Origin of the sequence: Streptomyces sp. NPDC079141, from assembly GCF_040686775.1 — a bacterium.
In the GTDB taxonomy this organism is placed as follows: domain Bacteria; phylum Actinomycetota; class Actinomycetes; order Streptomycetales; family Streptomycetaceae; genus Streptomyces.
The window spans coordinates 1-12,862 of record NZ_JBFBLP010000013.1 but is presented as its reverse complement, the minus strand read 5'-3'; the positions used below and the strand labels follow the sequence as shown (position 1 = coordinate 12,862).

Annotated in this window: 13 protein-coding genes; all 13 read left to right on the top strand. The window is 70.9% G+C overall.

Translation table 11 applies throughout. The features are described 5' to 3' along the window. Positions 1-32 precede the first annotated feature (32 nt). Positions 33-1,667 (top strand): acyl-CoA dehydrogenase family protein, encoded by a 1,635-nt coding sequence (locus AB0Q90_RS29330; protein WP_363158671.1) that lies wholly within the window; start codon positions 33-35, stop codon positions 1,665-1,667. Between the two features lie 337 nt (positions 1,668-2,004). Beyond that, a complete protein-coding gene (locus AB0Q90_RS29325; protein WP_363158672.1) occupies positions 2,005-3,273 on the top strand; it encodes a GAF domain-containing protein in 1,269 nt (422 codons plus the stop codon). A gap of 171 nt (positions 3,274-3,444) precedes the next feature. After that, positions 3,445-4,611 (top strand): hypothetical protein, encoded by a 1,167-nt coding sequence (locus AB0Q90_RS29320; RefSeq protein ID WP_363158673.1) that lies wholly within the window; start codon positions 3,445-3,447, stop codon positions 4,609-4,611. A 16-nt stretch (positions 4,612-4,627) separates the two neighbouring features. Next, entirely contained in the window at positions 4,628-5,200 is a 573-nt protein-coding gene (locus tag AB0Q90_RS29315) for a GNAT family N-acetyltransferase (RefSeq protein ID WP_363158674.1), read from the top strand. A 125-nt stretch (positions 5,201-5,325) separates the two neighbouring features. Next, positions 5,326-5,409, top strand: coding sequence for a putative leader peptide (locus AB0Q90_RS29310; RefSeq protein WP_310591794.1), 84 nt, complete (start codon positions 5,326-5,328; stop codon positions 5,407-5,409). A 130-nt stretch (positions 5,410-5,539) separates the two neighbouring features. Further along, on the top strand, positions 5,540-7,237 hold the full coding sequence (locus AB0Q90_RS29305) for a nitrite/sulfite reductase (protein ID WP_363158675.1): 1,698 nt from the start codon (positions 5,540-5,542) through the stop codon (positions 7,235-7,237). Then, on the top strand, positions 7,234-7,413 hold the full coding sequence (locus AB0Q90_RS29300; RefSeq protein ID WP_363158676.1) for a hypothetical protein: 180 nt from the start codon (positions 7,234-7,236) through the stop codon (positions 7,411-7,413). Before AB0Q90_RS29305 ends, AB0Q90_RS29300 begins: the two co-directional genes overlap by 4 nt. Further along, the gene (locus AB0Q90_RS29295; protein ID WP_363158677.1) at positions 7,410-8,120 is read left to right on the top strand and encodes a phosphoadenylyl-sulfate reductase; all 711 of its coding nucleotides are present in this window, start codon (positions 7,410-7,412) and stop codon (positions 8,118-8,120) included. The genes AB0Q90_RS29300 and AB0Q90_RS29295 overlap by 4 nt, the downstream gene beginning before the upstream one ends. After that, entirely contained in the window at positions 8,102-8,692 is a 591-nt protein-coding gene (cysC, locus tag AB0Q90_RS29290; protein WP_363158678.1) for an adenylyl-sulfate kinase, read from the top strand. Before AB0Q90_RS29295 ends, cysC begins: the two co-directional genes overlap by 19 nt. Further along, entirely contained in the window at positions 8,689-9,627 is a 939-nt protein-coding gene (cysD, locus tag AB0Q90_RS29285) for a sulfate adenylyltransferase subunit CysD (protein WP_363158679.1), read from the top strand. Before cysC ends, cysD begins: the two co-directional genes overlap by 4 nt. Before the next feature lie 2 nt (positions 9,628-9,629). After that, a complete protein-coding gene (locus AB0Q90_RS29280; RefSeq protein ID WP_363158680.1) occupies positions 9,630-10,958 on the top strand; it encodes a GTP-binding protein in 1,329 nt (442 codons plus the stop codon). A 188-nt stretch (positions 10,959-11,146) separates the two neighbouring features. After that, a complete protein-coding gene (locus AB0Q90_RS29275) occupies positions 11,147-12,247 on the top strand; it encodes an aliphatic sulfonate ABC transporter substrate-binding protein (protein ID WP_363158681.1) in 1,101 nt (366 codons plus the stop codon). A 37-nt stretch (positions 12,248-12,284) separates the two neighbouring features. Next, a partial coding sequence (locus AB0Q90_RS29270) for an ATP-binding cassette domain-containing protein (RefSeq protein WP_363158682.1) occupies positions 12,285-12,862 on the top strand: 578 nt, incomplete at its 3' end.

The window sequence follows — 12,862 nt, the reverse complement described above, 5'->3', positions numbered from 1 at the left end:
CCACCCCCATACGGAGGGGTAGGTTCACAGTCATGGCAGGCAACCCCCACACCGTGCCGAACCAGCCCCCGCCGCTGGTCGGATACGACGTCTACGGCGCCGACCGGACACTGACCGAGGCGGTCGAACGGCACCTCGATCCGGACCTGCTTCCGGAGGCGCACGGCGATCTGTCGGCGCTGGGGCGGTCGGCCGGCTCGGCGCAGCTCCAGGACTGGGCGGTGCAGGCCAACGAGAACCCGCCGCGGCTGCGCACGCACGACCGCTACGGCAACCGGGTCGACGAGGTCGACTTCCATCCGGCCTGGCACCGGCTGCTCGGCAAGGGCGTCGCCGCGGGACTGACCTCGGCCTGGACGCGGCCGGGCGGGCATGTGCGGCGGGCGGCCGGGTTCCTGGTGTGGACGCAGGTCGAGGCGGGCAACGGCTGTCCGCTGTCGATGACCCACGCCGCCGTGCCCGCGCTGCGCACCGACCCGGATCTCGCCGCCGAGTGGGAGCCCCGGCTGACCTCCACGGTCTACGACCGGGAGCTCAGGCCCGCGGGCCTGAAGGCGGGGGCGCTGCTCGGGATGGCCATGACGGAGAAGCAGGGCGGCAGCGACGTACGCGCGAACACGACGGCCGCGCGGCCCCTTCCCGACGGCGAGTCCTACGAGCTGACCGGGCACAAGTGGTTCTGCTCGGCGCCCATGTCCGACGGGTTCCTGGTGCTGGCCCAGGCTCCGGAGGGCCTGACCTGTTTCCTGGTGCCGCGAGTGCTCCACGACGGCTCGCGCAATGTCTTTCGCATCCAGCGCCTGAAGGACAAGCTCGGCAACCGGTCGAACGCCTCGGCCGAGGTCGAGTTCGCCGGGACCTGGGCGCGCCGGGTCGGCGAGGAGGGGCGCGGGGTGCGCACCATCATCGAGATGGTGGCGGCGACCCGGCTGGACTGTGTGCTGGGCTCGGCGGGGCTGATGCGGCAGGCCGTCGCCCAGGCGGTCCACCACTGCACCTACCGCGAGGCGTTCGGCGGGAAGCTGGTCGACAAGCCGCTGATGCGCAATGTGCTGGCGGACCTGGCGCTGGAGTCCGAGGCGGCGACCACGCTCGCGCTGCGGCTCGCGGCGGCCTACGACGACGGCGGCGAGCAGGAGCGGGCGCTGCTGCGGATCGCGGTGCCGGCCGCCAAGTACTGGGTGACCAAGCGCTGTGCGCCGGTGGCGGTGGAGGCGGCCGAGTGCCTGGGCGGCAACGGGTACGTCGAGGAGTCCGGCATGCCCCGGCTGGTCCGGGAGTCCCCGCTGAACTCGATCTGGGAGGGCGCCGGCAACGTCCAGGCCCTGGACGTCCTGCGGGTGCTGCAACGCGAGCCGCAGGCCCTGAACGCCTACCTCCAGGAGGTCGGCCGGGCCCGCGGCGCCGACCACCGCCTGGACGGAGCCATCAAGGACCTGCTCACCGAACTGGCCGATTTGGACGGCATCGAGGCCCGGGCAAGGCGCCTGACAGAACGGTTGGCCCTGGTCCTCCAAGGTTCGTTGCTGGTCCGCTTCGCCCCGCCGGAGGTGGCTGACGCGTTCTGCGCGTCGCGTCTGGGAGGCGACGGCGGCGCGGCCTTCGGCACATTGCCGTCCACCCTGAATCTCGCGTCGGTGGTGGATCGGGCCAGGCCGCAGGCCTGAGCCCCAGGGGCGCGGGGCTGTGTCGATGTGCGGCTCCGCCGCGTGGGGCGCGACAAGCCCCGACAGCCCCGCAGACGCCAACGCATCGGATGGCGGGGGATGATGCTGCGCCGACACGGCACCATCCCCCGCACTGGCCCGTTCGAGGCCTCGAACACCGCCTGGGCGGTATTGCTCAAGTTTCAATCAGGCCAAGCCGGACCACCAGGGTTGCAGGGGGTTGCAACTTGTTCGCCCCTGTGGGCGGATTGTGCCCCTCCGCCGCGGTCGGGCGGCACTATGAGACGACCGGTCAGTACACAGCACATCTCCGGGAGGACCAGTGGCGCTGTCACCGATGAACGTGACGCAGCTGGCCGCCGTCGACGCGGCACGTGCCGCACGGGTGCTCAACGACGTGCGCAACGCCACGCTCTCCGGTCAGCGCGGGCCGGTCGCCCCGCGTCCGGTGATCGAGGAGTCCTGGGGGCGGATGCTGCGCGGCGGGGTGGACCCCGACCACGACTTCAGATCGGGGCTGCTCTCCCGCGAGGAGGTGCAGCGGCGCCGGGAGGCGACCCCGCTGCGCCATGTCCTGCCCGTGCTGCGCGAGGGACTGCTGTCCGTCGCGGACGTCACGCACCACATCATGGTGGTGGCCGACGAGGACGGCCGGGTGCTGTGGCGGGAGGGCAGCGCGCCGGTGCTGCGCAAGGCCGACGGGTTCGGGTTCGAACTCGGCGCCGACTGGCGGGAGGACGTCGTCGGCACCAACGGCGTGGGCACGCCGGCCGCGGTGCGGCGGCCGGTGCAGGTCTTCGGCGCCGAGCACTTCGTGCGCACGCACACCAGCTGGACCTGCGCGGGTGCCCCCATCACGGATCCGCGGGACGGGCGGCTGCTGGGTGTGGTGGACGTCAGCGGGCCGCTGGAGACCATGCATCCGGCCACCCTCGCCTGGGTGGACTCGGTGGCCAAGCTCGCCGAGGCCCGGCTGCGCGAGCTGCATCTGGGCTCGCTGGAGCGGTTGCGCGCGGTGGCGGCGCCGGTGCTGTCCCGGTTCTCCGGCCGGGCGCTGGTGGTGGACCGGGACGGCTGGACCGCCGCGGTGACCGGGATGCCGTACACGAACCGGATCGCGCTGCCCAAGTCGCTGTCGCCGGGCCGTCGGTGGCTGCCGCCGCTCGGAGTGTGCGCGGTGGAGCCGCTGGCGGGCGGCTGGCTGCTGCGGCCGGACGACGAGCCGGTGCCCGGCGGCGGGGAGCGGCGGATCGTGCTGGATCTGTCGCAGCCGCGCCGCTGGTCGGTGACGGTGTCGGGGGCGGCGGGCAGCTGGAGTCATGAACTCAGTCCCCGGCACGCCGAGTTGCTCTGTCTGCTGGCCCTGCACCGCTCCGGGCGCAGTGCGGCGGCCCTGGCCGAGGACATGTTCGGCGATCCCGGCCGCACGGTGACGGTCCGGGCGGAGATGTCCCGGGTACGGCGTTACCTCGGAGGGCTGCTGGAACACCGGCCGTATCGTTTCTGCGAGAACGCGGAGATCGAGCTCCTGCTCCCGGACGACCCCCGGCAGCTGCTGCCGCACTCCACGGCGCCGGGAATTGCGGCCCACCGGGGCGCTTCCTGACGCTCCCCCGTGGCATCTTCCGCGTATGTGCGGGGTCTTCGTCCACGTATTTGCGGGGTCTTCGTCCGCGGCCGCACCGTACTGCCGTAGCATCCCCTACGGGCCACCCCACCTGCTCCTCGGTCAACGCACGGATCATCAGGCGCAGTTGGCCCGCCTCGGGAGGACCTTATGAAGCATCGCGGGAGACATCGACGGCGCAAGCGGGGCCGTGCGCTGCGCGGTGTGCTGGCCGGAACCGCCCTCGCGCTCACCGCCGCCGCCACCATGATCAGCGCCTCGCAGGCCACGGTCGACGACGATCCCGGAGCGCTGGACCGGATCACCTCCGCCGCCGAGCTCGACACCCTGCGGCTGCACGAGGACCTCGCGCCGGACCGTTCCCTGGACCGGCTGACCGCGGCGATGGGCCGCCCCGTCGGTGTGGAGGCCGTGCTCGACACCGCCGACCGCACCCTGCGGACCGCGGCCGGCTGCACGACGGCCGAGCGCACGGCGCTGCCGGTCGCCCCGGCCGCCACCCGCGCGTACTGCTTCGACGCCGCCGACACCCGCTCCTGGCGGGCCGGAGCGGTCACCACCTCCGGGGACGCCGATGACGACGGCCACTGGGGCGAGCACCGTGTGATCCTGTCCGCCTGGTCCCGCGACGACGTCTCGCGGGTCGCCTTCGTCGACGCGACCGACCCCGACCGCCTCCGCTACACCTGGGCCCTCCTCGCCGTCCCCACGAACGACGGCCGTGACTACCGCGCGCTTTCCTCGCCGGTCTCCGGCATGGTCTGGTACCAGGACAAGCTGCTGGTCACCGCCGCCGAGGGGCTGTACGTCTACGACCTGCACCGCATCCAGCGCACGGCCGGCGAGGGCACGGCGGCGCACGGCTCCCGTTTCGTGCTGCCGGCCGTCGGCTCCTACCGGGGGGTCCACCCCGTCACCCTCTCCCTCGACCGCAGCACCGCCCCCGACAGCCTGGTGGCCGGCGGCGGCGACCGGCTGTGGCGCTATGCGTTCAGCAAGGACCCGGACCGCACCGGGCTGCTCGCCGACGGCAGCGCGAGCGAGGCGTACGAGACGGGGGCGGACCGGCTCGGCGGCGTGCTGTCGTACGGCTCCCGCTGGTACGTGACCCAGGCGGCCGAGGAGCGCGGCACTCTGTGGCGGCAGAGCGCGAGCGGCGCCGAGACCGCCCGGTGCGGTTCCTACGACACGCACCGCTGCTGGAGCGCCCGTTCGGCCTCCCTGTCGTACTGGGAGGAGACCGGCGAGGTCTGGTCGCAGTCGGGGCGGACGCTGTTTTCGCTGTCGCTGAACACGATCGACAGATCGCTGGGATAGATGATTGCCTGACGGCATGAGCAACATCCCCGTGACCATCTGGTCCCTGGAGCAGACCTCGCCGACCGACGCCCTTCCGGCCGCCGCGCCGGACGGCGACGTGCGGATCGTCCGCGCCGAGGTGCCCTCCCCCGAGTTCAGCCGCTTCCTGTACGCCGCCGTCGGCGGCGACATCCGCTGGACCGACCGGCTCGGCTGGACGTACGCGCAGTGGCAGGAGTACCTGGACCGGCCGGGCGTGGAGACCTGGGTGGCGTACGACCGGGGCACTCCCGCCGGATACCTGGAGTTCGTGCCGCAGGAGGACGGCGCGGTGGAGATCCTCCAGTTCGGGCTGATCCCCGCCTTCCGCGGCCGGCGGCTCGGCGGCCATCTGCTGGCGTACGGCACGGCCCGCGCCTGGGACCTCGCGGACCGCTGGCCGGGCCTGCCGCAGACGAAGCGGGTGTGGCTGCACACCTGCACCCTGGACGGCGAGCACGCCGTGGCCAACTACCAGCGCCGGGGCTTCAAGCTCTTCGACACCAAGGTCGAGGAGGAGCCGGAGCGGCCGGTGACCGGCCCCTGGCCCGGGGCGTACCCGGCCTGACCTGCACGAGGCGGATCGGTCCCGCCGTGTGACCAAGGACACCCTTGTCTCGCTCTTCGGGACAAGGGTGTCCGCATGATGGACGAAGCTGGACTGTGTCCAGATCGCCGTGACACGCTTCCGTCATGTCTGGAACTGGAATTGCCTTGGTGAGTCGGCGGCACGTCGACCTCGGCCGCATGTCCAGCGCCATCTGTCCGGCGCGCTGAGAGCTCGTTCAGCTTCGCCCGACACCTCCCCCTTTGCCTGCTTTCCTGCGCAAAGACGCGCACGTCTGCCGTGCGCCCACATGCGCAGGTCAGAGCCGCTTTCCCGCCTGTCCCGAAGGACGTATCAACCATGGCCGCCACCCCGCAGAAGCCCGCTGCCGCGACTCCCCGCCGCAAGGTGAGCCGTCACCGCGGTGAGGGCCAGTGGGCCGCGGGGCACTTCACCCCGCTGAACGGCAACGAGCAGTTCAAGAAGGACGACGACGGTCTCAATGTGCGGACACGCATTGAGACGATTTACTCCAAGCGCGGTTTCGACTCGATCGACCCCAACGACCTGCGCGGCCGCATGCGCTGGTGGGGCCTCTACACCCAGCGCAAGCCCGGGATCGACGGCGGCAAGACCGCGATCCTGGAGCCGGAGGAGCTGGACGACGAGTACTTCATGCTGCGCGTCCGCATCGACGGCGGCCGGCTCACCACCGAGCAGCTGCGTGTCATCGGCGAGATCTCGCAGGAGTTCGCGCGCGGCACCGCCGACATCACCGACCGGCAGAACGTCCAGTACCACTGGATCCGCATCGAGGACGTGCCCGAGATCTGGAACCGCCTGGAGGCGGTCGGCCTGTCCACCACCGAGGCCTGCGGTGACACGCCCCGCGTCGTCATCGGCTCGCCGGTGGCCGGCATCGCCGAGGACGAGATCATCGACGGCAGCCCGGCCATCGACGAGATCCAGCGCCGGATCATCGGCAACAAGGCGTTCTCGAACCTGCCCCGCAAGTTCAAGTCCGCGATCTCCGGCTCGCCGCTGCTGGACGTGGCGCACGAGATCAACGACATCGCCTTCGTCGGCGTGCACCACCCCGAGCACGGACCCGGCTTCGACCTGTGGGTCGGCGGCGGTCTGTCCACCAACCCCAAGATCGGTGTCCGGCTCGGCACCTGGGTCCCGCTCGACGAGGTCCCCGACGTCTACGAGGGCGTCATCTCGATCTTCCGCGACTACGGCTACCGGCGCCTGCGCACCCGCGCCCGCCTGAAGTTCCTCGTCGCCGACTGGGGCGCGGAGAAGTTCCGCCAGGTCCTGGAGGACGAGTACCTGGGGCGCAAGCTGGCCGACGGTCCCGCGCCCGCCCAGCCGGTGGAGCGCTGGCGCGACCACGTCGGTGTGCACCGGCAGAAGGACGGCCGGTTCTACGTCGGTTTCGCCCCGCGCGTCGGCCGCGTGGACGGCGCCACCCTGACGAAGATCGCCGAGCTCGCCGAGGCGCACGGCTCGGGCCGGGTGCGTACCACCGTCGAACAGAAGATGATCGTCCTCGATGTCGAGGAGACGCAGGTCGAGTCGCTGGTCGAAGCCCTGGAGGCGCTGGACCTGACCGCCAAGCCCTCCCCGTTCCGGCGCGGCACGATGGCCTGCACCGGCATCGAGTACTGCAAGCTCGCCATCGTCGAGACCAAGGCGCGCGGCGCCTCCCTGATCGACGAGTTGGAGCGCCGTATCCCGGAGTTCGACGAGCCGATCACCATCAACATCAACGGCTGCCCGAACGCCTGCGCCCGTATCCAGGTCGCGGACATCGGTCTCAAGGGCCAGCTGGTCCTGAACGAGCAGGGCGAGCAGGTCGAGGGCTTCCAGGTGCACCTGGGCGGCGCCCTCGGTCTTGAGGCCGGCTTCGGCCGCAAGGTGCGCGGTCTGAAGGTGACCTCGGAGGAGCTGCCCGACTACGTCGAGCGGGTCCTGAAGCGGTTCCAGGCCGAGCGCGAGGAAGGCGAGCGTTTCGCGACGTGGGCCGCTCGTGCCTCCGAGGAGGCCCTGTCATGAGCGAGCGGGCCGCCCCCTTCTACTGCCCCTACTGCGGTGACGAGGACCTTCGTCCGTCCGAGCAGGGCCACGGCGCGTGGGAATGCGCGGCGTGCAACCGGGCTTTCCAGCTGAAGTTCCTCGGCCTGCTGGCCCGGGGCGTTCGGCAGACCGAAGCAGGGGGAGACGCGATATGACGACCACTCAGGAAGACCGCACCACCGAGGATCTCAAGGCGCTCGCCGAGCAGGCGGGCCGCGATCTTGAGGACGCCTCCGCGCTGGAGATCCTCCAGTGGGCCGCGGACACCTTCGGCCGGCGCTTCTGTGTGACGTCCTCGATGGAGGACGCGGTGGTCGCCCATCTCGCCTCCCGCGCGTTGCCCGGCGTTGACGTCGTGTTCCTCGACACCGGCTACCACTTCCCCGAGACGATCGGTACGCGGGACGCGGTGGAGGCGGTGATGGACGTCAACGTCATCACGCTCACCCCGCGCCAGTCGGTGGCCGAGCAGGACGCCCAGTACGGCCCGAAGCTGCACGACCGCGACCCGGACCTGTGCTGCAAGCTGCGCAAGGTCGAGCCGCTGGAGAGGGGCCTGAAGGGCTACTCGGCCTGGGCGACCGGCCTGCGCCGCGACGAGTCCGAGACCCGGGCGAACACCCCGGTCGTCGGCTGGGACGAGAAGCGGCAGAAGGTCAAGATCTCGCCGATCGCCAAGTGGACCCAGGACGACGTGGACGCCTACGTCGCCGAGCACGGTGTCCTCACCAACCCGCTGCTGATGGACGGCTACACCTCCGTCGGCTGCGCCCCCTGCACCCGCCGCGTCCTGGAGGGCGAGGACGCGCGTGCCGGCCGCTGGGCCGGCCGCGCCAAGACCGAGTGCGGGCTGCACCTGTGACCACGACCCCGTTTCCGGAGATTCAGGAGAACCACGTGACGACCGGAGCCACCGTCTGGCTCACGGGTCTGCCGAGCGCCGGCAAGACCACGATCGCGTACGAGCTGGCCGGCCGGCTGCGCGAAGAGGGCCACAGCGTCGAGGTGCTCGACGGCGACGAGATCCGCGAGTTCATCTCCGCGGGCCTCGGCTTCAGCCGCGAGGACCGGCACACCAATGTGCAGCGCATCGGCTTCCTCGCCGACCTGCTCGCCCGCAACGGCGTCAAGGCGCTGGTGCCGGTGATCGCGCCGTACGCCGACAGCCGCGAGGCGGTGCGCAAGCGCCACCAGGACAGCGGGGCGGCGTACATCGAGGTGCACGTGGCCACTCCGGTCGACGTGTGCTCCGTACGCGATGTGAAGGGGCTGTACGCCAAGCAGGCCGCCGGTGAGCTGTCAGGGCTGACCGGGGTCGACGACCCGTACGAGGAGCCCGAGACGCCCGACCTGCGCATCGAGTCGCAGAACCAGACCGTGCAGGAGTCCGCGGCGGCCGTGTACGCCCTGCTCAGCGAAAGGGGCCTGGCATGACGACGACCGTCTCCTCGATCGAGGAGGGCACGGACACCCCGCACGCCCTCTCCCACCTGGACTCGCTGGAGTCCGAGGCGGTGCACATCTTCCGCGAGGTGGCGGGCGAGTTCGAGCGGCCGGTGATCCTGTTCTCCGGCGGCAAGGACTCCATCGTCATGCTGCATCTGGCGCTGAAGGCGTTCGCCCCGGCGGCGATCCCCTTCTCGCTGCTGCACGTGGACACCGGGCACAACTTCCCCGAGGTGCTCGACTACCGCGACCGCGCGGTCGAGAAGCACGGGCTGCGGCTGCACGTCGCGTCCGTGCAGGACTACATCGACCGCGGGGTGCTCAAGGAGCGCCCGGACGGCACCCGTAACCCGTTGCAGACGGTGCCGCTGACGGAGAAGATCCAGAGCGAGCGGTTCGACGCGGTGTTCGGCGGTGGCCGCCGGGACGAGGAGAAGGCGCGCGCCAAGGAGCGGGTGTTCTCGCTGCGCGACGAGTTCTCCCAGTGGGACCCGCGCCGCCAGCGCCCCGAGCTGTGGAACCTGTACAACGGCCGCCACGCGGCCGGTGAACACGTCCGGGTCTTCCCGCTGTCCAACTGGACCGAGCTGGACGTCTGGCAGTACATCGCCCGCGAGGGCATCGCGCTGCCGGAGATCTACTTCGCGCACGAGCGCGACGTGTTCAAGCGCAGCGGCATGTGGCTGACCGCGGGCGAGTGGGGCGGCCCGAAGGACGGCGAGACCGTCGAGAAGCGGCTCATCCGCTACCGCACGGTCGGCGACATGTCCTGCACCGGTGCCGTCGACTCGGACGCCGTGACGCTTGAGCAGGTCATCACCGAGATCGCCGCGTCCCGGCTCACCGAGCGGGGCGCCACGCGCGCCGACGACAAGCTGTCCGAGGCCGCGATGGAAGACCGCAAGCGCGAGGGGTACTTCTAACCATGAGCACGACCACGGAACTCTCCGAGACGACCCTGCTGCGGTTCGCCACGGCCGGGTCCGTCGACGACGGCAAGTCCACCCTCGTCGGCCGGCTGCTGCACGACTCCAAGTCGGTGCTGGCCGACCAGCTGGAGGCCGTCGAGCACGCCTCCCGCAACCGTGGCCAGGAGGCCCCCGACCTGGCCCTTCTGACGGACGGTCTGCGCGCCGAGCGCGAGCAGGGCATCACCATCGACGTGGCCTACCGCTACTTCGCCACCCCGCGCAGGCGGTTCATCCTCGCCGACACCCCCGGGCATGTGCAGTACACCCGGAACATGGTCACCGGCGCCTCGACCGCCGAGCTGACGGTGATCCTGATCGACGCCCGCAACGGTGTCGTCGAGCAGACCCGCCGGCACGCCGCGCTGGCCGCCCTGCTGCGGGTGCCGCACGTGGTCCTCGCCGTCAACAAGATGGACCTCGTCGACTACCAGGAGTCCGTGTTCGCCGCGATCGCCGAGGAGTTCACGGCGTACGCGACCGAGCTGGGCGTCCCCGAGGTCACCGCGATCCCGATCTCGGCACTCGCCGGTGACAACGTGGTGGAGCCGTCCGCCCACATGGACTGGTACGGCGGCCCGACCGTGCTGGAGCACCTGGAGACCGTCCCGGTCACCCACGACCTCAGCCACTGCCACGCGCGGCTGCCCGTGCAGTACGTCATCCGCCCGCAGACCGCCGAGCACCCCGACTACCGCGGCTACGCCGGTCAGATCGCGGCCGGTTCGTTCCGCGTCGGCGAGCAGATCACCGTGCTGCCGTCGGGCCGCTCCACGAAGATCTCCGGCATCGACCTGCTCGGCGAGCCGGTCAACGTCGCCTGGACCACCCAGTCGGTGACCGTCCTGCTGGAGGACGACATCGACATCTCGCGCGGCGACCTGATCGTGCCCAGCAAGGACGCGCCGCCGACCACGCAGGACATCGAGGCGACCGTGTGCCACGTCGCCGATGCCCCGCTCACCGTCGGCCACCGGGTCCTGCTCAAGCACGGCACCCGCACCGTCAAGGCGATCGTCAAGGACATCCCGTCCCGGCTCACGCTCGACGACCTGTCCCTGCACCCGCACCCGGGACAGCTCGTCGCCAACGACATCGGCCGTGTGAAGGTCCGTACCGCCGAGCCGCTGCCCGTCGACTCCTACGCCGACTCGCGGCGCACCGGTTCGTTCATCCTGATCGACCCGAACGACGGCACCACGCTCACCGCCGGCATGGTCGGCGAGTCCTTCGCCTCCCCGGAGCCCGTCAAGGACGAGGCCGAGGACGACGGTTGGGACTTCTGACCATGAACTCCACCGATTACTACGTGACGTTCGCCAAGGAGGGCGGCCGAGTGGGCAGCGGCGCCCTCGGCAGCGGGCAGGGCGGGGTCGCGCGATGTGCCGGCTGACCAGCCCCCCGTCCGTCTGCCGACCCCCCGGCCGCGCCTGAGCAGGGCGTGAGTGCCGGGCCACCGAGAGGAACACCTCCCGTGCCTGCCACCCCCGCCCTGCGCCGTACCCTCGCGGTACTGGCCGCGCTGCCGCTGCTCGCGCTCGCGGCCTGCGGCTACGGCTCCCAGGCCGTGGAGAACAGCGAGCAGGCGATACCCGGGGCGGCGAAGGTCGGCGGCCTCGACTCGGTGCGGATCGGCTACTTCGGGAACCTCACCCACGCCACCGCGCTGGTGGGCCGCCACGAGGGCATCTTCCAGCGGGAGTTGGGCGGTACGAAGGCGGAGTACGCCGCCTTCAACGCCGGGCCGTCGGAGATCGAGGCCCTCAACTCGGGCTCGATCGACATCGGCTGGATCGGGCCCTCCCCGGCCGTCAACGGGTACGTCAGGGCGAACGGCACGAACCTGCGGATCATCAGCGGTTCGGCCTCCGGCGGGGTGAAGCTGGTGGTCGACCCGGAGAAGATCAGGTCCCTGAAGGACGTCAAGGGCAAGCGGATCGCCACCCCTCAGCTGGGCAACACGCAGGACGTGGCGTTCCTCAACTGGGTCGCCGAGCAGGGCTGGAAGGTCGACGCGCAGAGCGGCAAGGGTGACGTCTCCGTCGTCCGCTCCGACAACAAGGTCACCCCCGACCTCTACCGGTCCGGTTCCGTCGACGGCGCCTGGGTGCCGGAGCCGACCGCGTCGAAGCTGGTCGCCGAGGGCGCGAAGGTGCTGCTGGACGAGGCCGACCTGTGGCCGGACAAGAAGTTCGTGATCACAAACGTCATCGTCCGGCAGGACTTCCTCAAGGAGCACCCGGACGTCGTCGAGGCGGTGCTGCGCGGCTCGGTGAAGACCAACGCCTACATCAACGCCAACCCGGCGGAGGCGAAGACCGCCGCCAACGCGCAGCTGCGGACGGACACCGGCAAGGCGCTCCCGGCCGAGGTCGTCGACGCGGCATGGCCGTCGATCCGGTTCCTCGACGATCCGCTCGCGGCCAGCCTCGACACCGAGGCGCGGCACGCGGTGAAGGCGGGGCTGCTGGAGGAGCCCGACCTGTCCGGCATCTACGACCTGACCCTGCTCAACAAGGTCCTCAAGGCCGAGGGCGAACCCGAGGCCGACGACGCCGGCCTCGGCGTGAAGTAAGGCACGAGTCCCGATGAGTATCCAGGAGGTGACGACCATGGCAACCGCCCTCGCCAAGGCCGCCGACACGGATGTGTCGGTGGAGCACGCCGCTCATATTGAGCATGTCTCGAAGTCCTTCGCCGGTCCGGCCGGACAGCAGCTCGTGCTCGACGACATCTCCCTCGATGTCGCCCAGGGTGAGTTCGTCACCCTCCTGGGCGCCTCCGGCTGCGGCAAGTCCACCCTGCTCAACCTCGTCGCCGGCCTCGACAAACCCACCACCGGACACATCACCACCGACGGCCGCCCCGCCCTGATGTTCCAGGAACACGCCCTGTTCCCCTGGCTCACCGCCGGCAAGAACATCGAACTCGCCCTCAAACTCCGCGGTGTGGCCAAGGCAGAGCGGCATGTGCGGGCCGAGGAGCTGCTGGAGCTGGTCCGCCTGGGCGGCGCCCACGGCAAGCGGGTCCACGAACTGTCCGGCGGCATGCGCCAACGCGTCGCCATGGCCCGCGCCCTGGCCCAGGACAGCCGACTGCTGCTGATGGACGAACCCTTCGCCGCCCTGGACGCCATCACCCGCGACGTCCTGCACGACGAACTCACCCGCATCTGGCGCGAGAGGGGCCT

Coding starts and splice junctions, on each gene's coding strand:
- AB0Q90_RS29330 (WP_363158671.1), top strand. CDS start 33: ATGGCAGGCAACCCCCACACCGTGCCGAACCAGCCCCCGCCGCTGGTC.
- AB0Q90_RS29325 (WP_363158672.1), top strand. CDS start 2,005: ATGAACGTGACGCAGCTGGCCGCCGTCGACGCGGCACGTGCCGCACGG.
- AB0Q90_RS29320 (WP_363158673.1), top strand. CDS start 3,445: ATGAAGCATCGCGGGAGACATCGACGGCGCAAGCGGGGCCGTGCGCTG.
- AB0Q90_RS29315 (WP_363158674.1), top strand. CDS start 4,628: ATGAGCAACATCCCCGTGACCATCTGGTCCCTGGAGCAGACCTCGCCG.
- AB0Q90_RS29310 (WP_310591794.1), top strand. CDS start 5,326: ATGTCTGGAACTGGAATTGCCTTGGTGAGTCGGCGGCACGTCGACCTC.
- AB0Q90_RS29305 (WP_363158675.1), top strand. CDS start 5,540: ATGGCCGCCACCCCGCAGAAGCCCGCTGCCGCGACTCCCCGCCGCAAG.
- AB0Q90_RS29300 (WP_363158676.1), top strand. CDS start 7,234: ATGAGCGAGCGGGCCGCCCCCTTCTACTGCCCCTACTGCGGTGACGAG.
- AB0Q90_RS29295 (WP_363158677.1), top strand. CDS start 7,410: ATGACGACCACTCAGGAAGACCGCACCACCGAGGATCTCAAGGCGCTC.
- cysD (WP_363158679.1), top strand. CDS start 8,689: ATGACGACGACCGTCTCCTCGATCGAGGAGGGCACGGACACCCCGCAC.
- AB0Q90_RS29280 (WP_363158680.1), top strand. CDS start 9,630: ATGAGCACGACCACGGAACTCTCCGAGACGACCCTGCTGCGGTTCGCC.